This is a genomic window from Rahnella sp. AA, from assembly GCF_002834385.1.
Taxonomy (GTDB): Bacteria; Pseudomonadota; Gammaproteobacteria; order Enterobacterales; family Enterobacteriaceae; genus Rahnella.
The window spans coordinates 59292-81801 of record NZ_PITQ01000003.1 but is presented as its reverse complement, the minus strand read 5'-3'; the positions used below and the strand labels follow the sequence as shown (position 1 = coordinate 81801).

Here is a 22510-nt window from a genome sequence, read left to right as displayed (position 1 = left end):
CTATCTTCCTAAAGGACTTTTATTTAAACAGGGATGAAAAGCCCCGGCTTTGGTGTTTTTCAAATCCGATAAAAGTTAATTCAGGTTTGATTATGGCCGGAAAATATTATAGAGAGGGAACCATGAGTGTTGAATCTGTTGCATCAGGAAATAAAAAAACGCATGTGCGTTACATTATTTTACTTATTATCTTCATTATTACCGCTGTTAACTACGCCGACCGCGTAACACTGTCTATTGCCGGTACGGAAGTTTCTAAAAACCTGGGTTTAGACGTTGTGGATCTGGGGAAAATATTTTCGGCATTTGGTATTTCATATTTGCTGATGCAATTACCCGGCGGGTGGTTGCTCGACAGATTTGGCACCATTAAGGTTTACACTTACAGCCTGTTCTTCTGGTCTTTATTCACTTTAGTTCAGGGTTTTGTCGGCTGGTTCCCGGTGGCTTACGCCGTCGGCTCACTGTTCTTACTGCAATTCTTATTAGGCTTTGCTGAAGCACCGGCTTTCCCGGCGAACGCCCGTATGGTAGCGGCGTGGTTCCCGACCAAAGAGCGCGCAACGGCATCCTCAATATTTAACGCAGCACAGTACTTTTCCCTCGCGATATTTTCACCTTTCCTCGGCTGGCTGACTTACGCATGGGGTTGGGAAAATGTCTTCGTCGTCATGGGTGTGATTGGTTTTGTGCTGACGTTGTTCTGGGTGAAATTTGTCCGTAATCCGCTTGAGCATCCGGGGGTTTCTGCCGGTGAGCTTGAATACATTGAGCAGGGCGGTGCGGTGGTCAATATGGATCAGGCCAAAAGCAAAAAAGAAAAACAGGGACCAAAATGGAGCTATGTGCGCCAGTTGCTGAGCAGCCGCATGATGCTCGGTATTTTCTTTGGGCAATATTTCCTGAATACCATCACCTGGTTCTTCCTGACCTGGTTCCCCATCTATCTGGTGCAGGAAAAGGGCATGTCTATCCTTAAAGTCGGGATGATTGCCTCAATCCCGGCGATGTGCGGCTTCTGCGGCGGGATCCTGGGCGGTGTAGTCTCGGATAATCTGCTCAAACGCGGTTTCTCATTAACCGCCGCGCGCAAGATACCGATCGTTTGCGGCATGATTCTGGCCTCCGGCATTATCTTATGTAACTACACCAACAATAATGTGGTCGTGGTGGCACTGATGGCGCTGGCGTTCTTTGGCAAAGGGTTTGGGGCACTCGGCTGGCCGGTGATCGCCGATACCGCACCAAAAGAAATGGTCGGGATGTGCGGTGCGATTTTCAACATCTTTGGCAACGTGGCTTCTATTGTCACGCCTTTGCTCATCGGTTATATGGTGAAAGGATTGCATTCATTTAACAGCGCGTTGATTTTTGTCGGCTGTTCAGCGCTGATGTCGATGCTTTGCTATCTGCTGGTGGTGGGTGAAATTAAACGCATGGAATTTAAGAAAAACTAAGCCCTGAGGGAGCGGATACACCGCTGATGAGTTCGCTCCCTTACCATCAACATTCGCAGGTGAATCTTTACACTCTCCGCTGGCGATCATGATGTGTGCCTGTGCATCGGTCCATTTATTGCTGGCAATGGTTATCTGGCGTTGGTTCGACATAAGCAAACTGTAACCTTGACGGTTTACCCTCGTATAAACGATGTTTTTATCCGCGTTGATGTTGAAGGGGGAGCCTGTGTCCGGTTTTGAACTTAACTACATTCAGGGCAGTGCGGCGGCAATTGCGGTGTATCAGTGGATCACCGCGTCGCCCCGTTATCTGCTGCTCCTTGTGCATGGTCACAGCGAGCATATTGGTCATTACGAAAACGTTGCCAGACATTTTCAGTCCCACGGGGCGTATGTTTTTGGGCCGGATCATCCGGGACACGGGCTTTCTCAGGGGGAAAGACTGGTTATCGAAGATTTTGACGCCGTGGTCAATGATGTCGGGAATGTCGTCGCCAGCGTTCGTTGTCAGTATCCGGATTTGCCTCTGTATGTGGTCGGGCACTCGATGGGGGGCATGATTGCGACGCGCTATGTGCAGCTTAACAGCGGGGAAGTCAGGGGTTTGGTACTGTCGGCACCGCTTTTGGGAAGCCGGACGCGTATCACTGATTTATATGCCATACCGCAGCAGGCTTTTTTGCGCGAAGGTAAAACGGTGAAAAAGGGCGAAAAAGTGGGGCCATTCATGCGCCGCACCCTGGCGGCAATGGAGCGTATGCTGATGCTGATTAACGAGGGGCCCGGATTCGGCAATTTACCGGCGCTCTGGCTGCACGGCACACAGGATACCACCGTGCTGGCCGAAGAAACGCAAACTGCGTGGGAGCATCTCAGGGGGATACATTGTGAGGCTGATAATATTCCCGGCGCCCGGCATGATATTTTCTGTGAAAGTTACCGTGAGATCACGCTGGCTAAAATGACCCGGTTTATTGATGCCTGCATGGCATCTGAACGTATTCAGACACGCATGCAGGTGAATGGTTATCCACAATGAACCCGGTTTCTGCCGCGCCTTTTTGCTTCATACATCGCGGCATCTGCATCGTTGTATAACGTATCAAAGCTGCTGTTTTGTTTTCCCCAGCTCACTCCCAGGCTCGCCGTCACCAGCTGATTCGGCAGTAAATCCAGCGGCGATGCGTTGAGCAGCGCATGAATATAACCGGCGACAATCACCGACTGCGCTTTGGTATAGCGGGGCAGCAGGATGGTAAACTCTTCGCCGCCGACGCGCCCGATAGTGCCCAGTTCCGGCACGGACTGTTCAATGCGACGGATCAACCCGCAAATCACCGCATCGCCCGCCGGATGACCGTACTGATCGTTAATCGCCTTAAAGTGGTCGATGTCGAGCAAAATCAGCCCGGCTTCTCCCGTATTCAGGGCTTTGGTTATCTGATCAATGATGGCGCTGCGGTTATAGACCCGCGTCAGCGGGTCGTGCGTGGCCTCATATTCCAGCCGCTCATTGAGCTGGTTCAGATCCCTCTCGGCGCGGTCGCTGCGACGTATCAGACGGTAAGATTCGTTCATGATCTTCTGATAATGCGCGGTGAGTTTGAGCAGCGCGTCGCGATAAACTTCCGCGTCCAGCCCGTGCGTCTCAGCCAGTTCGCGATTGTCTTGCAGGATGGCGCTTTCAGCCGTGAATAACTCATCTAAGCTCGTCATGGTAGCTTTCCGAGTGGAGGTGGAATGCGATGGCAGGAAAATCCAGGCTCAGCTCCTGGCCGAATTCCTCGGAAATATCATCCTCCGGGTCGTAATACCAGTGCAGCGCCGTGGTGATACCGGCGACAGCGCCGTTATTGAGTGTGCTTAACAAGCCAAAGAGCATTTTGGTGCTGGAGCTGTTGAAATAGCTCAGGGCCACATGCAGGGTCAGCGCGGAACCGGTGTATTGCGAATGGGTGGTCACAAAGTTTTCCAGCGCATTGACCAGCGGGCGATAAAAAGCCGCCGCATTTTCCGGATAAGATTCTCCTGCCAGCGACAGGATGCGGCCATCAAAATCAAATTCAACTTCCGGCGTGCAGGAAGTCGCAGGGATGCTGATATTATTCATAGTGATGCGCTCATTTTTAGATAACAGCTTTCAAATGAAAGGTGGAGAGTTCGGATGATTCCACCTGCCTAAAAGTAAATTCCAGAGGTTCACTGACATCGCGGGCGAGGGTGAGCAGACCAATATTAGCGCCTTTACTCCATGCCGGGCTTTCAGTGCGCAGCGTCGCTTTATAGGTCAGCTTTATTTCATCGGGGCTCATGGTTTTCAACGTCTCCAGACACTGGCGCAACCGCAGGATGTCTTCGGCTTTGATGAGATTGGTGCTCTCACACACATATTTTCCGTTATCAATCCCCAGCGCAACCGAACCAAAGCGCATTTCATCGTCTTCGCGGGTCAGCGCACGGCTGTCTGAGGAATAACGGAGAATGTTCTGAACCATCTCAATAAAGGTGGAAAACAGCTTACGGCGCGTGCTGGAGGATGCTTCATGCTGTTCCAGGTACAGACGGATCACTTCGCCCATCGCCGTGATATTGTTTTGCGAGAAAAAACCTGTGTACTGGAGCGCCACGACGTCGTAATGCGGAGCGCTGAAATGCCCGGTGAAAATAGGATTGCTTTTCATAAATAGACTCTACCGTTGCCGGCCTTACAGGCCACAATAACGAAAACCTAAAAAGGTCATATCATCGCGGCGTTGCTGGTTGCCCTGCCAGTCGAGATAAGCCTGCATCAGCGCGTCCGACAGTTCGGGGACCGGCGTTGAGCGGTGCTGTTCAAGCAAAGCCTTGATCCGTTTCTTACCAAACATAATGCCGCGCTCTCCGCCAATCTGATCAGTCAGACCGTCGGTAAAAATAAACAATAAATCCTGCGGGTTAAGGGATGTTTCATGCCGCGTCCAGCAATAATCTGCGGGCGTTTCGGTATACCCGACACCCATCCGGTCTGCACTGAGGGCAACGGCTTCATCACTTCCGGATGGCAGCAAGAAACCTGATACCCGGGCACCCGACCAGACCATACGATGATGATGCGGGTCGATGAAGGCGGCCATGGCATCGCAGCCGTCATTAGAGGTTGAGGTTTGCTGCAACTGGTGCGATTGTCCGAGGGTTTCTTTAATGAAATGGTTGATGTGGCCGAGCAATAAATCCGGACGGTCAGCCGGGCATTCTTTGAGGGATTTATCCAGCGCGGAAGACAAAATAACGGTCATGAATGCCCCCGGAACACCGTGACCGGTGCAGTCGGCGACAAACAATAACCAGCCGCCGTCTACTTCGTGGAAAGCATAGAAATCCCCTCCGACACAGTCTCTCGGCTGCCAGACCAGGCTCCAGTCTTTGAGTTTGGTGGCGAGATTCTGATGCGATTTATTCAGCATCGACTCCTGGATAACCCGCGCGTACTCAATGCTTTGCATGATTTGCTGGTGCTGCTGTTTCTGGATGCCCGACACCGTTTTGATAACGTCGATCCCAAGCCCCATACCGATGTAATCACCCCCCCTGGTGAGGATAAAACCATCGGTGACCGAGCGGTCGCCGGATTCCACCATTTGCCGGGCAAGTTCATCGAGAGTGCTGGATGAATCCACCACCAGCGGGTGTTTGTCCATGAAGGCAATGCAACTTTTCCGGTCATAGAGTTCACGAAAATAAGGCCGGGCCATCTGGGAGAGAAAGATATGCCGGTTAATAAGCCCGAATGGCCGTGTGCCTTCAACGACCGGCAAACTGATCAGCGAATGGTGTTGGGTAAATAATTCCATCACCCGCAGGTTGTCACTTTCAGGGGTCACAAAAGGGACATCAATACACAATTCCCGTGCGGTCAGCGAACGGGAACCGGGGGTGAAATGTCTTTGCAGATAGCCTGTGCGTTCCATTCTCTGACAGATCCGGTCACGAAGAAGATGAACAGAATACTGCGGAAATATTTCAGTTTGTTGATGGCACTAAGAAAAATCCGAACCGAAGATAATAAAAACATTTTCTTACGGCTTATATTATTCATCCCCGCAGTACCGTATTTCCCCCTTAAGAATTCCTTAACGAAACACCTTTAGGATGTTTATTACCTCGTTACCGCTTTACCTTTTTCCAAGCGATGTTGACTGCCGGAAATCTGGAATTCTTACCGGAGTATGTGATGTCACGATATGAACTTGCCAACACACCAACGCGTTTTCGGAGCCTTTTCCTGTCCGATCTCCATTTGGGCTCAAGAAGATGCCATGCTGATAAGCTCCTGACTTTCCTGAAAAATCATGAAGCTGACCATATTTATCTGGTCGGCGATACTTTCGATATCTGGCACCCGCGTGCCGTTCACTGGACGCGAACGCATGATCTGATTATTGATTTACTGTGTGAACGGGTCCGGCAAGGTGTCCGGGTGATTAATCTTGCCGGTAATCACGACCCCATGAGCGAAGTCCTGCATTCATCCCATTCCCGGCTCAATTCGGTTATTTCCTGTCACAGCTCAGTGGTTCACAAAACGAAAGAGGGCAAACGCTATCTGGTCGTTCATGGCGATTGTTGCGATTTCTGGCCCCTGCGGTCCTACACGTTTTCACGGCTGGGCAGCAGCATTGACGGGTTATTACACCGTTCACGGGTATCCCGTTTGTTGCAGCGTATCAGCGCTATGCCGGTTTTCCGCCAGCTTATCCTGCCGTTTACGCGTGCAGGCAGCGCTATTTCTCTGCGCTCACAACAACTGCTGGAAAAACGGCTGATCCGTTTCGCTGGCGGCGGCGGATTTGACGGCATCGTCTGCGGGCATTTGCACCGGCCCGTGTTACAGCACCGGGAAGGCGTGCTTTACGCCAACTGTGGTGACTGGGTGCAAAGCATGAGCGCCATTGCGGAAGATTCATCAGGAGAGCTCGTCATGCTGGACTGGGGGCAGTATCCCGGCGCTGAGCATCAGGGCACTGCACCTCTGTTATCACCTGTGCGTCAGAATGAAGGGGCATCATCATGGCTTTAAATACCGCATTAACCGCGACTTTCGGCAGTTTTCTTATTACGTTGCAATTCACGTCATTGGCGATCGCTTACTGGCGGTTGCGCCGCCGTGAGCGCAGGGATGAAACGCAGGAAACCGCAGAGTTTATCGCACTGATCAGGCCGCTGTGCGGGCTTAACGCCTTTGAAGAGGAAACGCTGCGTTCCAGCTTTACTCAGGATTACCCTGATTACGAAATCGTGTTCTGCGTGGCGTCGCGGTTTGACCCGGTGATCCCGCTGGTGGAAAAACTGATTGCAGAATATCCACATCAGAGGGCGCGCCTGCTGACTGGTGACGACAAAATATCGGCGAATCCGAAAGTGAACAATCTCCATAAAGCGTGGGAAAACACGACGGCTGATGTGGTGGCGATGGCAGACAGCAACCTGCTTTTGCCGCCGGATTATCTGCGTTCGCTGGCGAACACCTTTGATGAAAAAACCGGGCTGGTGAGTTCGCCTGCGACAGGCATTCGCCCGGGAAATTTGTGGGGTTCCGTGGAAGCGGCAATGCTGAATACCTATCAGGCCCGCTGGCAGTTTCTCTCAGATTTCATGGGTAACGGTTTTGCACAGGGGAAAACGCTGTGCTGGCGGCGCGAGGTGCTTGATAATGGCGGCGGTCTGGCGGCGCTGGGCGGTGAACTCGCTGAAGATGTGGCGTCCACCAAACTGGTACGCCGCGCCGGGCTGAAGGTGCGTCTGCCGGCGCAGCCTTTTGCACAACCCATCGGGCATCGCAGCCTGGACGCGGTCTGGAGCAGGCAACTGCGCTGGGCGCGTATCCGCCGGGACGGTTTTCTGGGGTTGTTCATACCCGAAATTTTTATGGGTTTCCTGCCGGCGCTGGCTGCCGTCACCTGGCTGACCGCCAGCGGTGATTTGCCGCTGATCGCTCCTGCCGTGCTTTTTGTGCTGTGGTTCGGCGCGGAATGGGCGCTGGCAAAAGCGCTCGGCTGGCCGCATCAGATGAGGGATATTCTGGCGATGTGTCTGCGCGATATCCTGCTGCCCGCCCTGTGGATAGGGTGCTGGGCGGGACGCGGCTTCAGCTGGCGCGGCAATCTCTCCGGTGAGAAAACGCTGTTAGTGGAAAAACTACCCGCGCCTGCGAGTCAGTCGCCGGGAAAATAAGGACCGTATGTTTGCTCTTGAAACCATTGAATCACTGATTAAAGCGCACGGATTGCTGTTTCTTACACCGCTGGCGATTATCGAAGGACCGGTTGTGACGGTACTTGCCGGCTACTTTGTGCGCCTCAACTACTTCAGTTTAGCCACGGTCTTAATCGTGGTGATGGCGGGTGAAGTGCTCGGCGATATTCTTTTCTATTCGCTCGGGCGCTGGGTTATCGGGCCGGACGGACAACCGCCCGGCTGGCTGGCGCGCCTCGGGCTGACGCAGCCCAGGCTGGAAAAAATGGTGCGCAGTTTCGAGCGCAAAGGCGGACGGTTGCTGGTGTTAGCCAAGCTGACCCATTCTGCCGGTGCGCTGGTGCTGACCGGCGCGGGTATGGCGCGTATGCCCGTGATCCCGTTTCTCTTCTACAACATCATCGCCGCCATTCCCAAGAGCCTGTTCCTGCTGGCGATCGGCTGGATGTTCGGCGACATCATCGCGCAGGTGAACAACTGGATCCTGTACGTCTCGCTGGGGCTGCTTATCGTGCTGGTCGCGGCAGGCGTCATGTGGCTGAGGTCGAAAAAATGATAACAGTGAGCTGTATTATTCCCGCCCATAATGAAGCGCTGCGCATTGAAAAGGTGCTGGATGCCGTGCGCAACCATCCGCTGTTGTTTGAAATCATCGTGGTGGATGACGGCTCTGCGGATAACACCACTGAAATTGCGCAGGCTAAGGGCGTCAGGGTCGTTACCCTGGCCCGCAATAAGGGCAAAAGTTACGCCGTTGCTGAGGGCATTGCGGCAGCCACCGGCAGCCATGTGTTAATGCTGGACGCTGACCTGGTGGGCCTGACTTATGATGATATTACCGCCCTGATACAACCGGTCGTGGAGTACCGTGCGGATGTCACGATCAGCCTGCGCCGGAACAGCCCCTGGATCTGGCGTGTGATTGATCTGGACTATATTTCCGGCGAACGGGTATTCGCGCGGGATCTGGTCAGTGCCCGTCTGGATGAGATCCGCTCGCTGGCGCATTTCGGGCTGGAAGTCTGGATCAACCGGCTGTGGATCACGGAGCAACTGCGGGTGCAGGTTGTTCGTTGGGAAGCGGTCATCAGCCCTTATAAAGCCAGTAAAATGGGCTGGCTGCGGGGCCTCAAAGCCGATGCGCTGATGATGCGGGATATCTTCCGGACCATCAGTTTGCCGGAGTCGGTAAAGCAAATTATCAGCCTGAAGCGCAAATGTCAGAGCCAGCCATAAGCCGGGTTTATTATTTGGTTACAAAAAAGGCAGTATTTTAGTAAAAATGATTTTTCTACATCACTCTGTTGCAAATCTACATACTCAATTTCTTCCCAGCTAGTAGACCAACTGATATCAATTATCATTAATAATTTGATAATGCGTCTTGTTGCCTGGGAGTTAACCCATTGTTAGCCACATTTATTATCGGTCTGCGTGAAGGTTTAGAAGCCTCACTGATCGTCGGGATCATCGCGGCTTTTTTACGCAAAAATGGTAAAAGCCTGACCGCCATGTGGGTCGGCGTTGGTCTGGCCGTCGTGTTATCGGTGATTGTCGGTGTGGCGCTGGATATGACTGAACGCGCTTTGCCGCAGGCCAGCCAGGAAGCGATGGAGTCGGTAATCGGCGCGATCGCCGTCTTCTTTGTAACGGGCATGATCATGTGGATGAACACGCACGCCCACAACATGAAAACGGCGCTGGAAAACGACGCCGCACAGGCGATCAGCCAGTCCAGTGCCTGGGCGCTGGCCAGTATGGCCTTTCTCGCGGTGCTCAAGGAGGGTTTCGAAACCAGCGTTTTTCTGCTGGCGACATTCTCCGTTGCCCAGTCAGCCATGTGGGCGGCGGTCGGGGCAGTCATTGGCCTGCTGGTGTCAGTTGTCATCGGCTGCGGCATTTATTTCGGCGGAATACGCATCAACTTATCCCGCTTCTTCCGTTTTACCGGGTTGTTTCTGATCCTGGTGGCGGGCGGGCTGATTATCACGGCACTGCTAACCGCGCACGAGGCTGGCTGGTTGAATATCGGTCAGCAACGCGTTGCTGATCTTAGCTGGCTGGTTCCCCCTGGCACTATCAGATCGGCGCTCATGACCGGCGTGCTGGGGATCCCGTCAGACCCGAACCAAATCCAGACGGCAGCATGGCTGCTCTACATCGTGATTGTGTCAGTGATGGTTTACTGGCCCGCGCGGCACCGCCCGTTGCCAAAAACGGCTGCCCGTCTGCAACTGACCTGTGCCGCAGTGATGGCGATAGCGGCGCTGTCGCTGTGTCTGTTTTATCCGACCTTTAAACTGCAACTCCCGCAAACCCTTCCGCTGGTGAGCAGCGACCCGCAGGATCCGGCGCCAGCCGGTGAGCTAAAACTGTTACCGGCTGGCAATAACGGCTACCAGCTTCGCGTGAAACCCGCCGGAGAGAACGCGACGTTGATCGCGCTTACGCCGCAGGCCTCGACCACCGGCAATCACGGCAGCCTGCAAACCCGGGAGTGGACCACCAAAAGCGCATTTTCCCCGCCGGATGCACCGGCAGTGCTGACGCTCGATCAGCTGGTAGCGCTGTATGGTAACCGCATCCCAATCGGTCTGAACCCGGCGATGCATCCGGGGCCTTATCAGGCGCAGTGGTCGGTACAGTGCACCGTCCAGGCTTCGGTGTCGCAGGGGGTTTTACTGAACGCCAGCGGGCAGGCCGATGAATTGATCACGTTGTCAGGCAGCGGTCTGCAATCGCCACGGACCATCACCGCGCGTAACCCGACATCTGCCGTATCGGCCTGTAACTGGCAGGTCAGCAGCGCTTACCAGCAGAGCGTTTCCGACGCGTTGCAACAAATGCAAATCTATCAGGACACCTATCGTTTCTGGGCTTACATGCTGCCAGCCATTCTGGCGGCGCTGGCTCTGGTTTTTGCTGTATCTGCTGTACGGGTTCTTCTGAGACTGCGCAACGAAAGGTCATCAGATGTTGATGAATATCGCCTTTCATTCGGTTCTCAACCACACACCAATTTGCCAAAAAATAAATAAAGGGTAGGAAATTCATGCGTAAAAAGATGTTTAAGAAAAAAGAATCTCTGATGACCGCTGCGGGCCTGACGGCACTGCTGATGCTTTCCGTTGAGGCACCGGCTAACGCTGCGCCAGCCCCGGTGAAAAATGGGGTGTCCGAAGTCAACATCACCATGACCGGTGATGCCGGTGGGACTTGTGTGGTTGATCATAATTCTGCGAAAGCAGGCCCGGTCACCTTTAACGTGGTGAATAAAACGGCGACAGCCATCACGGAATTAGAACTGCTGAGCAACAACCGTATCCTGGGCGAAAAAGAAAATATGGCACCGGGTCTGCCTGCGGTGAAATTCACCCTGACCCTCGACGGCGGCAAATATCAAATCTACTGCCCGGGTGCGAAACGCGAAATGATCGACTTTACCGTGACCGGTAAAAGCGCCGCGCAGCCGGTTGGCAGCACTGCAACTATCCTGGCGCAGGGCACTAAGGATTACGCGACTTATGTGAATGGCGTCGTTGATGCGATGGTGGTCGGGGTTGACCGCCTGAAAGCGGATATTGACGCCGGTGACCTGGCAACGGCCAAAGCCGATTACGCGAAAGCGCGCCCGTTCTATGAACGTATTGAATCTGATGTAAACGGGTTTGTATTGCCTGGTTTCAAAGCCACGGATAACGCCGGTAACCTCGATTACCTGATTGATATGCGTGCTTCGAACCTTGACCCGAAAGCTGGCTGGCATGGTTTCCATGCGATCGAGCGTGACCTGTTTGGTCAGGGCAAAATCACTCCGGAAACCAAACAGCTGGCGGCTGAATTGCAGAAAAACGTGGCTCAGCTCGATACCCTGACCAAAGCGCTGACTTACAAACCGGAAGATCTGGCAAACGGTGCAGCTGATCTGCTCGAAGAAGTTCAGAACACCAAAATCAACGGTGAAGAAGAGGCCTTCAGCCATTTCGATCTGGTCGATTTCGCCGGTAACGTAGAAGGGGCACAGCAAGCCTTTGCCTATCTGCAACCGGGTCTGGAAAAAATCGATCCGGCACTGACCAAACAGGTCGCCGCGCAGTTTGCTGCCGTGCACGACATGCTGGAAACTTACCGTGATTCCACCGTCCCGGGTGGCTACAAGTATTACACCGCTGAACTGAAAGCCGCTGATGCCGCTAAATTGAGCCGTACTATTCAGGCGTTGCAAGAACCCCTGTCTAAAATCGGTGAAAAAGTGGCGGCTAATAAAGGAGCCTGACTGAATGAGCGAAAAACTCGAACCGGCCAGGGAGGCCGGTAAGTTCTCCCGCCGTGATTTGCTCAAGGGCGCCGTCGTGGGGGCCAGCGCGCTGGCGATCCCGACGGTTTCCCATGCGCACGGTCAGGCGGCTGCCGCCCATGATCCTGACGATATGGTTGATCTCTCCCGGCAGCACGATTTTTATGGCGCAGGCGGACAGGTGGGTATCAGCACCGCGCCGCAGCGCCATATTATGTATATGACGTTTGATCTGACCACCACCAGCCGCCAGGATTTGCAGGTGCTGCTGGCGCGCTGGTCATCGGCGATTGCCCAGCTGATGAAAGGTGGCACGATCGGACAGGTTGAGCCGGCAAGGGACAGCGGCGTCGGCATGGATACCGGCGAAGCGATGGATCTGGGACCGGCGTCACTGACCGTGACGGTGGGGCTGGGGTCGCGGGTGTTCACCGATACCTTCGGGCTGACGCAGCACAAACCGGTGCTGATGCGTGAGCTGATGCAACTGCCCAGCGATGATATGCAACCGGAACTGACCGGCGGCGATCTCTCCCTGCAGGCGTGCGCCGACGATCCGCAGGTGGCTTACCACGCCATCCGCGACCTGGCGCGTATCGCGAAAAGCACCGGCGCTGCGCAAACCCGCTGGACGGTGATGGGCTTTGGCCGGGCTTCTGCGGGTAAAGGCCAGTCAACGCCCCGCAACCTGTTCGGGTATAAAGACGGCACGCGGAACATCACCGAAAAAGCGGATTTCGACAAATTTGTCTGGATCAAAGATGGCGGCCCGGCATGGCAGCAGCAGGGCAGTTATCAGGTGGTGCGGAAAATAAAAATTCACATTGAAAGCTGGGATACTGACCGTGTCAGCGATCAGAACAATGTGTTCGGACGTCATAAAGTTTCCGGCGCGCCGCTCAGCGGAACCAAAGAATTTGATACGCCGGATTTTAAAAAGAAAGATGCCGATGGCAATCTGGTGATCCCGGCCACTGCGCATATCAGCCTTGCCGCGCATGAGAATAATGCAGGCATTAAAATTCTGCGTCGTTCTTATAACTATACAGACGGCCTGAACAATATGGGGCAACTGGATGCGGGTTTGCTCTTTATCAGCTATCAGAAAGACCCCGCGCAGTTTGAAGCACTTCAGACCCGTCTGGGCGCGTCAGATGCGATGAACGAATATATTTCGCACATCGGCTCGGGGATTTTCTTTGTGCCACCTGCACCGAAAGAAGGCTCGTATATTGGCGCTGAAATGTTTGAGGCGTAACGGTTTTCCACGGTAAGCAACGTAAAGCCAGCCATCGCGCTGGCTTTTTAGTGACAACGTCACGCAGAGTCCCTTTCTATTAACGTAAACCCGATATCCACGACGTTATTCACGACCGGTAAACCTTCAATTTTATCGGCCAGCAGGGTGGCGGCTTCCCGGCCTATTCTTCCGCGATCGATGCTGATGGTCGTGATCGACGGGGCGGTACATCCGGCAAAATCCAGATCACCAAAGCCGACCACGGCGACATCCTCCGGCACAGAGAGCCCCCTGTCTTGTGCTTCGATGATGGCACCGTGCGCCAGCGTGTCAGAGCTGCAAATGATCGCATCAAAGGCTCCGCCGCTGTCCATAAGCTGCGCCAGCCCTTCACGGCCACGGCGCAAAGTGGCGGGCAACGGTATGGAAACCTCCTGAAACGTAACAGAACCTTGCCGTTCAAACGCCTCCATCATTCCCTTGTGGCGCAGCCCGGCCCGCTGATCCGGTGTCCACATCAGGCCAAACCGCCGGTGACCTTTTTGCAGCAAATAACCGGCGACGGCATGACCGATTTTTTCGTGGGAAAACCCGATCAGCATATCCAGCGGCGTCGGGGTCAGATCCCAGATTTCGACCACCGGGATCGCCGCATTCAGAATGCACTTTTTCAGCTCGTTGCTGTGGTGAATGCCCGTCAGCACAATGCCATCAGGCCTGCGTGAAAGCAGGGTGGCGACAATATCCGCTTCGGTTTCAGCGCTGTAGCCGGAAACGCACAGCAGCATATGGTAGCCGCGCAGCGCCAGCTCATCGGTTATTGCCTGGATCGTATCGATAAACATGCTGTTATTGATTTGTGGTACCACCACCGCAATCAGCCGGCTGCGCCGCGACGCCAGGCCTCCGGCCAGCATGTTAGGAATGTAGCCGGTCAGCTGCACGGCCTCTTTGACTTTCGCGACGGTTTTCGGGCGCACAATACCCGGCGTATTCAGCGCGCGGCTCACCGTGATCGGCGAAAGCCCCGCCGCGCGGGCGACATCTTCCAGCGTCGGGGGGCGGACGGGCATTTTTTTAGCGTCAGAAGCGTTTTTCACGGCGTTACCTTTCATAAATGATTGCGACATCATTGTGTGAAACCAGCAGAAAAACAGTATCGCAGGGATTGAAATACAAATCATGCTCACCGCCTGCACTGAAACAGTTTTTGTGATCGGTAACAAATTTATCCGCGCTGTTTATAGCCAGAGGAAATCCGCAGGTGTATCAATGATTGCGCAATCATTTTAAATGATCACCTAACGTGGAGGTTCATCAGATGGATTCCGGAACAAATTCTCAGGCAGTGACTTACGCGAAAGCGACAGGAACAAAAACGGCAGCAGAAACCGGTGACAGAATTGCGTGGGTGAAAATCTCGCTGTCGATTCTGCCTCTGGCAACGCCCGTCAGTGACGCAAAAGTCCTCACCGGGCGGCAAAAACCGCTGACCGAAGTGGCGATTATTTTTGCAGAAATCCGCACGCGCGACGGTTTTGAGGGCGTCGGGTTCAGCTACTCCAAACGCGCCGGCGGGCAGGGGATTTATGCCCATGCTAAAGAGATTGCCGACAACCTTCTGGGTGAAGATCCGAACGATATCGACAAGATTTATACTAAACTGCTTTGGGCGGGGGCTTCCGTTGGCCGCAGCGGCATGGCCGTACAGGCGATTTCGCCCATCGATATCGCGCTGTGGGATCTCAAAGCGAAACGCGCCGGACTGCCGCTGGCGAAATTGCTCGGTGCGCACCGCGATTCCGTGCAGTGCTACAACACCTCCGGGGGGTTCCTGCACACGCCGCTGGAGCAGGTCATCAAAAATGTCGCGATCTCCCGCGAAAGCGGTATCGGCGGCATTAAGATTAAAGTGGGTCAGCCGGATACCCGCGAAGATATCCGCCGCCTGACCGCCGTGCGTCAGGAACTGGGCGATGATTTCCCGCTGATGGTCGATGCCAACCAGCAATGGGATCGCGAAACCGCCATCCGCATGGGCCGGAAAATGGAAGCGTTCAATCTGGTGTGGATTGAAGAACCGCTGGATGCCTATGACGTGGAAGGCCACGCCGCGCTGGCCGCTGCGCTCGACACGCCGATTGCCACCGGAGAAATGCTCACCAGTTACCGCGAACATGAACAGCTGATCCTGGGCAATGCCAGCGATTACGTACAGCCCGATGCGCCTCGCGTCGGCGGGATCACCCCGTTCTTAAAAATCATGGATCTGGCCGCCCGGCACGGTAAAAAACTGGCACCGCATTTTGCGATGGAAGTCCATCTGCATCTTTCTGCCGCGTATCCGGTTGAACCCTGGCTGGAACATTTCGAGTGGCTGAACCCGCTCTTTAACGAGCAGCTTGAACTGCGTGATGGCCGGATGTGGATATCAGACCGCCCGGGTCTGGGCTTCACGTTGAGCGAACAGGCCAGAGCCTGGACGCAGCTGGAGTGCGAATTCGGCAAACGTCCGTAAATTCGATAACTTTTCATACTGTATAAACAGGGGAATAACTATGCCAGAAGTCATTGTGAACCTTGCCACAGGCCGGACCCAGGAACAGAAAGACAAATTGCTCGAAGGGATTTTTCAGGTGGTGAAAGACGTCACCGGCGTGCCTGATGAATACATCGTGGTGTCGCTGAATGAAACGCCGAAGGAGCACAAATCCCGCGGCGGGGTTCGTTACGATAAGCTTTAAAACGGAGGTGCCACTTTTTGTGGAAACACTTCCACCAGCCAGTCGATAAACACGCGCAGGCGGTGCGGAACGTGGCGGTTTTGCGGATACACCACATGGAACGGATAGGGCGCAGGCCGCCACTGCGCAAGGATTTCCACCAGCGTTCCGCGTTGCAGCGCCTCGCACAGGGAATAGCTGAACGTCTGGATAATCCCCAGGCCGGCCATTCCGGCGGCCAGATGGGCATTACTTTCATTCACGCCGATACGGTGATCGACCTTAATTTCCGCTTTATCGCCCTCGTGTTCAAACCGGAACGGAAAAGCCCGGCCATTCTGCGGCGACAGATAACTCACCAGCCGGTGGCCGTTTTTCAGCTCATCCGGATAAGCCGGTGTGCCGAAGGCTTTCAGATAGGCCGGTGTCGCGCAGGTGACAAGCGTCGCATGACCGATATTGCGGGCAATCAGCGAAGAGTTGTCGAGCGGGCCGCCGCGGATCACGCAGTCCACATTGTCACTGATGAGATCAACCGAACGGTCTGAGACACCCAGATCCAGACGGATTTCCGGATAACGCGACATAAAATCGGCCAGTGACGGGATCAGCACATCGCGCGCCGTTGAGCCACCGACGTCAATGCGCAACAGCCCGCGCGGCTTGCTGCGCACGGCGTTAAACGACGTATCGACATCTTCCAGATCGCGCAGAATACGTGCGGTTTTCTCATAATATTCGCTGCCTTCCGGGGTCACCGTCACGCGCCGCGTGGTGCGCTGCAACAGGCGCACGCCGAGATGCGCTTCCAGTTCCTGCACCATTTTGCTCAGCGTTGCATTGGGCATATCCAGAGAATCTGCCGCACGGGTGAAATTCCCCGCCTCAACCACCCGGGCAAATGCCCGTATTGCCGTTAACTGATCCACACGCTTTTCCCGCCGGCTATCCGAAGCATTGATTATACACACACGGGAATAGTCATTTTCATTTTTCGCTATTTTTCAATAAACCGTCAGGCGCTAAATTACAGCCATGCCTGAGGCGGCAGACAACGGTCACAAACCTCAGGCGACGTAACCTAATCTGACTTTGAGGAATGAAAAATGACAACTCCACTGAACGGTAAAATTGCACTGGTCACCGGCGGGACAAGCGGCATTGGTTTGGGTACAGCGAAAGAGCTGGCAGAACAGGGCGCGCAGGTCTTTATTACCGGACGCCGTCAGGCCGAACTGGACGCCGCCGTCGCTGAAATCGGCGCTGCGGCAACGGGCATCCGCGCCGACGCTTCCGTTCTGGCCGACCTTGATGCGGTTTATGCACAAATCGCCAAAACCGCCGGACGCCTGGACATTCTGTTCGCCAACGCCGGTGGCGGCGACATGCTACCGCTGGGCGGCATCACCGAAGAACACTTCGACCGGATTTTCGGCACCAACGTCCGCGGCGTGTTGTTCACGGTTCAGAAAGCCTTACCGCTGCTGACCGATGGCGCTTCCGTTATTCTGACCGGTTCCACCACGTCGGTTTTGGGCACGGCAAGTTTCAGCGTCTACAGCGCCAGTAAGGCCGCCGTGCGTAACTTTGCCCGCTCATGGGCGCTGGATTTGAAAGACCGCGGCATCCGCGTCAACGTCGTCAGCCCGGGCCCGATCCGCACGCCGGGCTTAGGCGACCTGGTTCCGGAAGAACATCGTCAGGGCCTGTACGATGCGCTGGCCGCACAAGTTCCGTTAGGCCGCTTAGGCGAACCAAAAGAAATCGGCAAAACTGTCGCGTTTCTGGCCTCTGATGCCGCCAGCTTTATCAACGGCGTCGAACTCTTCGTCGACGGCGGGATGGCGCAGGTCTGAGAATTAAAATGAGAGTCAGAATGAACCGGCGGAATTTCGCCGGTTTTTTTGTGCCCATCCACCAACCAAACCGCTATAACCCCGCTAAAATCCGTCTAACCAATGGCGGGTATTCGGGTTGTCACTAAAAGATATACGATATATTCTCTAAGTTCATTTCTTCGCCGGATTTGCTCATGACGATCGCCAAGCCGCTTCTCGATGTCCGCTCTCTCGCCATTCATACCGCCGCCGGTTTACCGCTGGTGAAGCCGGTTTCGTTACAGGTGAACCGCCGTGAAATTGTGGCGCTGGTCGGGGAATCCGGTTCGGGGAAAACCCTGAGTTCGCTGGCGCTGATGGGGTTGTTGCCGCCCGGCGTGAATATGACCGGTGGCGAAATCTGGCTCGATGATCAGAAGATTGCCAGCCCGCAGATGCCTTTTGACGCGCCGGTGCGCGGGAAACGGCTGGCGATGATTTTTCAGGAGCCGATGACCAGCATGAATCCGGTGCTGAAAGTCGGTGAGCAGATTGCCGAGGTGCTGGTACGGCATCAGCAACTGACCTGGAAACAGGCGCACCGTGAAGCGGTTGCGCTGCTCGGCCGCGTCGGGATTGTGAACCCGGAACAGCGCGCGAAGCAGTATATTCATCAGCTTTCCGGCGGGATGCGCCAGCGGGTGATGATCGCCAGCGCCATCAGCTGTAAACCGGCGTTGCTGATTGCCGATGAGCCGACGACGGCGCTGGACGTCACCATTCAGGCACAAATTCTGACGCTGCTGCAGGAGTTGCAACAGGAAATGGACATGGGCATTTTGCTGATCACGCATGACCTGAGCGTGGTGGCACGCTACGCCGACCGCGCTTACGTGATGCATCAGGGGAATCTGGTCGAGCAGGGGCCGGTGGCGCAGTTGCTGACAGATCCGCAGGAGCTGTATACCCGCAAACTGATTGGCGCATCACAGCCCGAACCGCGTGAAAAGACCGGTGAAATCAGCGCGGATTCGCCGCTGGTGCGGTTGCGTGGGTTGACCAAAAGCTATCCGCAGGCGCAGCGTCTGCCTTTTGTACCGGCGAAACGCCAGACGGTGCTTTTCCCGACCACGCTTGATATCCGCCGGGGTGAAATTCTCGGGCTGATTGGCGAATCCGGTTCCGGCAAAACCACGCTCGGGCGCGCCATTATTGGCCTGACGGACACCGACAGTGGCGATATCGAATTTGACGGTGTCTCGCTGACCCTGGCCAGCCACGGAACGCGGCAGAAAATGCGCCGCCGTGCGCAGATTATCTTTCAGGATCCCTACGCCAGCCTGAACCCTAAAATCACCATTGGTGAACAGATTGCCGAACCGCTGCGCGTGTATAAACTGCGGCCTGCGGCGCTGATTCAGGCGCGGGTAGAAGAATTACTGAAACTCGTCGGGCTGGAAGCGCATCACGCCAGCCGTCTGCCCGGCGCGTTTTCCGGCGGTCAGCGTCAGCGTGTGGCAATCGCCCGCGCACTGGCGCTGGAGCCTGAACTGCTGGTGGCGGATGAAGCGGTTTCGGCGCTGGATCTTTCCGTTCGCGGGCAGATTCTGGCGCTGCTGGATCAGTTACGCCAGCAGCTTGGGCTGACGGTGCTGTTTATCAGTCACGATCTGGCAGCAGTGAAACAGGTGTGCGATCGCGTGGTGGTGCTGTATCACGGGAAAATCGTGGAAAGCGGCGATACGGCGCGGGTTCTGCGTGCGCCGCAACATCCTTATACGCAAACCTTACTGGCTGCTGCGCCCGATATCACGCGGGCGCTGCAACTGCGTCGGGCAGGTTAACAGCCCGTCAGCAACGGCAGTTCGCGGTGCTCCGCCCATTCATGCCATGACCCTACGTACACCGCCAGCTGGCGATAACCGGCCAGCTGAAGCGCGGTGTACACCGTAGCCGCCCGTGCGCCGCGATGACAATAAATGATCACCCGCCGGTCAGGCGATAAGCCTGCGGCTTCTGCCCGCTGACGGATTTCCTCCGCGCTGAGAAATGCGCCGCTCTGCACCACATCTTCCCAGAAAAGCAGCGTCGCGCCGGGGATCCGGCCCGCGCGATGACAGCATTCATGCGCAAATTCACCGCTGAATTCCGTCGGGCGGCGCGCATCCAGAATTTGCGCGCCATTAGCCTGCGCGTTCAGCACTTCATCGCGGGTGGCGGTCAGGCCTTTCTGAAAAAAAGAGGAGGTGAATGCGTTCGGATTGTCCGGGCTGACCACCGCGCTGCGTCCGGTGCCGGGCTGTAATTTGCCGCCTGCCTGTGCCCAGGCGTCCAGTCCGCCGTCCAGTATCAGCGCGTTTTCGATGCCGCCGAACTGCGCAAACCATGCGCCGCGCGGGGAACGCATGCCGACCTGTTGTTCGAAAAAAACTGGCGTGACGTTGTCACTGATAGCCAGTTGTTGCCATGCCCGGTGAAAGGCATCCGCCATGCCCCGGATACCTGCAACGGTGCTGTCGGGAATAAAATAATCGTACACGTTGAGATGAAGCGCATCGGGCAACGTTTCTGCCTGCCACTGCGGGAATTCACGTACATCAATCAGGGCAAATTCCTGCCCGAGCTGGCGGCGCGACAGCAGTTCTGCGGCGCTGATCAGCACTTTATGATTGAGGTTTTTTGGTGTAGGTAAAGGATGAACAGCCAAAATCTTACTCCGGGAAAAGCGGCAAAAGCATGCCGGTTCCGCGTTCTGCGGCAAGTTTTAAAACGCGTGATGCGAGGGCAATGTCAAAAACGTTGAGGCCAAACGAAGAGAAATACACGCTGTCGTCAGCCGCCGGTCGCCAGCCGTCGAGCAGCAGATTGCCTAAATCGGCGTCCACGTGTTCGGGCAGGATTTTTCCGGCGCGGTACATCTGGAACAGGCTTTTGGCGCTGGTTTCACAGAAATCCCCCCATAAATCCACCAGCACGCGCGTCGAGCGGTTAATCGCTGCAAAGGACACTTCGTGATAACCGACCTGAATCACCAGACGACCGGCGCGGATCGCTTCCGGCCCGAGCAGCGGTTCGGCGGCGCTGGTGCAGGTGATCACGGCGCCAGCGTCCTGTGCCAGCGCATTGTGAAGATCGGGAACCCGAATCAGCGGCCAGGGGAATTGCGCGGTATCCACCGGCAACGCAGACGCACTGCGTTCCCACCAGCTGACCTGGCGCAGATCGGGGAACAACTGGCGAAGCATGTCGAGATGCGCCAGTGCCTGAACACCCGCACCGAGCAGTAACACACTTTGAACCGGACGCGGTGCGGCATGACGCAGCGCAAGGGCCGACACCGCCGCGGTGCGCGTGGCGGTCAGTGCGCCGCTTTCCACCAGCCCGAGCGGCTGGCCGTTATCGGCGCGGTTAATCAGCGTCAGCGCCATCGCCTGCGGGAGCTGGTCCTGCGCGTCCGGGCGATGGGCGGTCCATTTCACCCCGGCGGCGTTAAACCGCCCGCCAACGCTGGCGGGCAGCGCATACGCTTTGCCGCGCGGCGTGCCTAAACTGACGTGGGTTTCCGCAGGCATCTGCGCTGCATTCTGGCGCATCAGCGTGACAACGTCACAGATATCTTCCAGCGCGGCCTGCGGATCGGTGCCGCCAAGCGCCACCACGTCCGCGCGGCTCAGTGTGCGAAAACCCGGTGTCATGTTCAGTGCTCCAGCAACGTTTGTGCAAACGGATAAAGGGCCGGTGAACCGCCGCAGTGAACGAAAATCACCCGCGAACCTGCGCTGATTTTGCCTTGCTCCGTCAGGCTGATTAAGCCGTGCATCGCTTTGCCGGTGTAGACCGGATCCAGCAGCACCCCTTCGGCCTGCGCAACGCGGTAAATGGCGTTGATACCACCGTCAGAAGGCACGCCGTACGCGGTGCCGACAAAACCGTCTTCAATCCAGATATCTTCCGGCGTCCAGCTTTGCGGCCATTCGAGCAGGTCAGCGCAATCCTGCGCCATGGCTGAAATGCGGGTCTGGAACCATTCGGCTTTAGCGCTGACGCTGATACCGATAATTTTGGTGTCCGGCCAGTAACGGCGCGCACCGACGTACAAACCTGCCAGCGTGCCGCCGGAACCGGTTGGGGCAACGATGACGTCCGGCGCAGGTTCGCCGCGTTCTTTCAACTGAGCGTCCATTTCTTCGATGGCGCGGACATATCCCAGTGCGCCAAGCGGTGTGGCACCCCCCAGCGGAATAATCAGCGCCTTTTCTCCGCGCGCCTGTGCGGCTTCGGCGTGGGCGTTCATTGCGCCTTCAATCTGGGTGAAATAACCGTCGGGGTCGAGAAACTCCAGCTCCGCACCGAACAGTTTGTCGAGCAGCAGATTGCCCTGATATGTATCGGGCTGATTGCCACGCAGCACCAGCACCGGTTTCATGCCGAACTTACGTGCAGCGGCGGCAACCATGCGCGCATGGTTTGACTGATGTCCGCCGGTGGTAATCACCACATCAACCTCCTTACGGCAGGCGTCGGCCATCAGATATTCCAGTTTGCGGACTTTATTGCCGCCGCCGCCAAAGCCGGTGTAATCATCACGTTTGATATCCAGCGTGATGCCAAGTGAGTCGCCCAGTGTCGTCAGGCGCTCAAGCGGCGTGGGGAAAAACCCCAGTGGCACTCTTTCAAAATCATCGGACTGTTTCATGGTAAGTATCCTGCTGGTTTATTTTTAAAACTTTCCCGGGAGTTGA

Annotated in this window: 22 protein-coding genes; 13 read left to right on the top strand and 9 right to left on the bottom strand. The window is 55.6% G+C overall.

Annotated features, from left to right (window positions below; all coding sequences use genetic code 11):
• Positions 1 to 122: 122 nt before the first annotated feature.
• Positions 123 to 1457, top strand: a complete 1335-nt coding sequence (locus CWS43_RS08685) for an MFS transporter (RefSeq protein ID WP_101076548.1) — start codon at positions 123 to 125, stop codon at positions 1455 to 1457.
• A 229-nt stretch (positions 1458 to 1686) separates the two neighbouring features.
• Positions 1687 to 2499, top strand: coding sequence for an alpha/beta hydrolase (locus CWS43_RS08680; protein WP_101076547.1), 813 nt, complete (start codon positions 1687 to 1689; stop codon positions 2497 to 2499).
• Here the strand turns inward: CWS43_RS08680 and CWS43_RS08675 are convergent.
• Genes CWS43_RS08675 through CWS43_RS08660 form a run of 4 tightly spaced genes read right to left on the bottom strand, consistent with a single transcriptional unit; the run spans position 2487 to position 5407 of the window.
• The gene (locus tag CWS43_RS08675; protein WP_101076546.1) at positions 2487 to 3176 is read right to left on the bottom strand and encodes a GGDEF domain-containing protein; all 690 of its coding nucleotides are present in this window, start codon (positions 3174 to 3176) and stop codon (positions 2487 to 2489) included. The genes CWS43_RS08680 and CWS43_RS08675 overlap by 13 nt on opposite strands.
• Complete coding sequence (locus CWS43_RS08670) at positions 3160 to 3570, bottom strand: DUF1987 domain-containing protein (protein WP_101076545.1); 411 nt, start codon at positions 3568 to 3570, stop codon at positions 3160 to 3162. Before CWS43_RS08670 ends, CWS43_RS08675 begins: the two co-directional genes overlap by 17 nt.
• Positions 3571 to 3586: 16 nt before the next feature.
• A complete protein-coding gene (locus CWS43_RS08665) occupies positions 3587 to 4141 on the bottom strand; it encodes a SiaB family protein kinase (protein WP_101076544.1) in 555 nt (184 codons plus the stop codon).
• Positions 4142 to 4165: 24 nt separating this feature from the next.
• Positions 4166 to 5407 carry a SpoIIE family protein phosphatase gene (locus CWS43_RS08660; protein ID WP_101076543.1) on the bottom strand — a complete coding sequence of 414 codons (1242 nt, stop codon included), beginning with the start codon at positions 5405 to 5407 and terminating at the stop codon, positions 4166 to 4168.
• 263 nt (positions 5408 to 5670) lie between these two features.
• Between CWS43_RS08660 and CWS43_RS08655 the strand changes: the two genes are divergently transcribed.
• The 7 genes from CWS43_RS08655 to efeB all read left to right on the top strand — a co-directional run bounded on the left by CWS43_RS08655 (position 5671) and on the right by efeB (position 13246).
• On the top strand, positions 5671 to 6516 hold the full coding sequence (locus CWS43_RS08655; protein ID WP_157825367.1) for a UDP-2,3-diacylglucosamine diphosphatase: 846 nt from the start codon (positions 5671 to 5673) through the stop codon (positions 6514 to 6516).
• Positions 6507 to 7670, top strand: coding sequence for a ceramide glucosyltransferase (locus CWS43_RS08650; RefSeq protein ID WP_101076541.1), 1164 nt, complete (start codon positions 6507 to 6509; stop codon positions 7668 to 7670). Before CWS43_RS08655 ends, CWS43_RS08650 begins: the two co-directional genes overlap by 10 nt.
• Positions 7671 to 7677: 7 nt before the next feature.
• The gene (locus CWS43_RS08645; protein ID WP_101076540.1) at positions 7678 to 8247 is read left to right on the top strand and encodes a DedA family protein; all 570 of its coding nucleotides are present in this window, start codon (positions 7678 to 7680) and stop codon (positions 8245 to 8247) included.
• Positions 8244 to 8927 (top strand): glycosyltransferase family 2 protein, encoded by a 684-nt coding sequence (locus tag CWS43_RS08640; protein ID WP_101076960.1) that lies wholly within the window; start codon positions 8244 to 8246, stop codon positions 8925 to 8927. The genes CWS43_RS08645 and CWS43_RS08640 overlap by 4 nt, the downstream gene beginning before the upstream one ends.
• Positions 8928 to 9097: 170 nt before the next feature.
• Positions 9098 to 10729, top strand: a complete 1632-nt coding sequence (gene efeU, locus CWS43_RS08635) for an iron uptake transporter permease EfeU (RefSeq protein WP_101076539.1) — start codon at positions 9098 to 9100, stop codon at positions 10727 to 10729.
• A 14-nt stretch (positions 10730 to 10743) separates the two neighbouring features.
• Positions 10744 to 11967: an iron uptake system protein EfeO gene (gene efeO / locus CWS43_RS08630; RefSeq protein WP_101076538.1), complete on the top strand. Its 1224-nt coding sequence runs from the start codon at positions 10744 to 10746 to the stop codon at positions 11965 to 11967.
• A gap of 4 nt (positions 11968 to 11971) precedes the next feature.
• Positions 11972 to 13246 carry an iron uptake transporter deferrochelatase/peroxidase subunit gene (gene efeB, locus CWS43_RS08625; protein WP_101076537.1) on the top strand — a complete coding sequence of 425 codons (1275 nt, stop codon included), beginning with the start codon at positions 11972 to 11974 and terminating at the stop codon, positions 13244 to 13246.
• A 59-nt stretch (positions 13247 to 13305) separates the two neighbouring features.
• On the opposite strand, the gene CWS43_RS08620 is transcribed toward efeB, so the two are convergent.
• The gene (locus tag CWS43_RS08620; protein WP_369825854.1) at positions 13306 to 14361 is read right to left on the bottom strand and encodes a LacI family DNA-binding transcriptional regulator; all 1056 of its coding nucleotides are present in this window, start codon (positions 14359 to 14361) and stop codon (positions 13306 to 13308) included.
• 188 nt (positions 14362 to 14549) lie between these two features.
• Between CWS43_RS08620 and CWS43_RS08615 the strand changes: the two genes are divergently transcribed.
• Positions 14550 to 15746: an L-talarate/galactarate dehydratase gene (locus CWS43_RS08615; RefSeq protein WP_101076536.1), complete on the top strand. Its 1197-nt coding sequence runs from the start codon at positions 14550 to 14552 to the stop codon at positions 15744 to 15746.
• 40 nt (positions 15747 to 15786) lie between these two features.
• Positions 15787 to 15972, top strand: coding sequence for a 2-hydroxymuconate tautomerase (locus CWS43_RS08610; protein WP_101076535.1), 186 nt, complete (start codon positions 15787 to 15789; stop codon positions 15970 to 15972).
• Here CWS43_RS08610 and CWS43_RS08605 read toward each other — a convergent pair.
• On the bottom strand, positions 15969 to 16880 hold the full coding sequence (locus tag CWS43_RS08605; RefSeq protein ID WP_101076534.1) for a LysR family transcriptional regulator: 912 nt from the start codon (positions 16878 to 16880) through the stop codon (positions 15969 to 15971). The two genes, CWS43_RS08610 and CWS43_RS08605, sit on opposite strands and share 4 nt — an antisense overlap.
• 177 nt (positions 16881 to 17057) lie before the next feature.
• Here CWS43_RS08605 and CWS43_RS08600 point away from each other — a divergent pair, with 177 nt between their 5' ends.
• Both CWS43_RS08600 and CWS43_RS08595 read left to right on the top strand, forming a co-directional pair.
• Complete coding sequence (locus CWS43_RS08600; RefSeq protein ID WP_101076533.1) at positions 17058 to 17807, top strand: glucose 1-dehydrogenase; 750 nt, start codon at positions 17058 to 17060, stop codon at positions 17805 to 17807.
• 176 nt (positions 17808 to 17983) lie between these two features.
• A complete protein-coding gene (locus CWS43_RS08595) occupies positions 17984 to 19612 on the top strand; it encodes an ABC transporter ATP-binding protein (protein WP_101076532.1) in 1629 nt (542 codons plus the stop codon).
• Here the strand turns inward: CWS43_RS08595 and CWS43_RS08590 are convergent.
• From CWS43_RS08590 to CWS43_RS08580, 3 genes are read right to left on the bottom strand one after another with little or no spacing between them, the layout of a single operon-like run.
• Positions 19609 to 20430: a sulfurtransferase gene (locus tag CWS43_RS08590; protein ID WP_101076958.1), complete on the bottom strand. Its 822-nt coding sequence runs from the start codon at positions 20428 to 20430 to the stop codon at positions 19609 to 19611. The genes CWS43_RS08595 and CWS43_RS08590 overlap by 4 nt on opposite strands.
• A gap of 49 nt (positions 20431 to 20479) precedes the next feature.
• Entirely contained in the window at positions 20480 to 21463 is a 984-nt protein-coding gene (locus CWS43_RS08585; protein WP_101076531.1) for an ornithine cyclodeaminase family protein, read from the bottom strand.
• Between the two features lie 2 nt (positions 21464 to 21465).
• On the bottom strand, positions 21466 to 22464 hold the full coding sequence (locus CWS43_RS08580; RefSeq protein ID WP_101076530.1) for a 1-aminocyclopropane-1-carboxylate deaminase/D-cysteine desulfhydrase: 999 nt from the start codon (positions 22462 to 22464) through the stop codon (positions 21466 to 21468).
• Between the last annotated feature and the right edge of the window lie 46 nt (positions 22465 to 22510).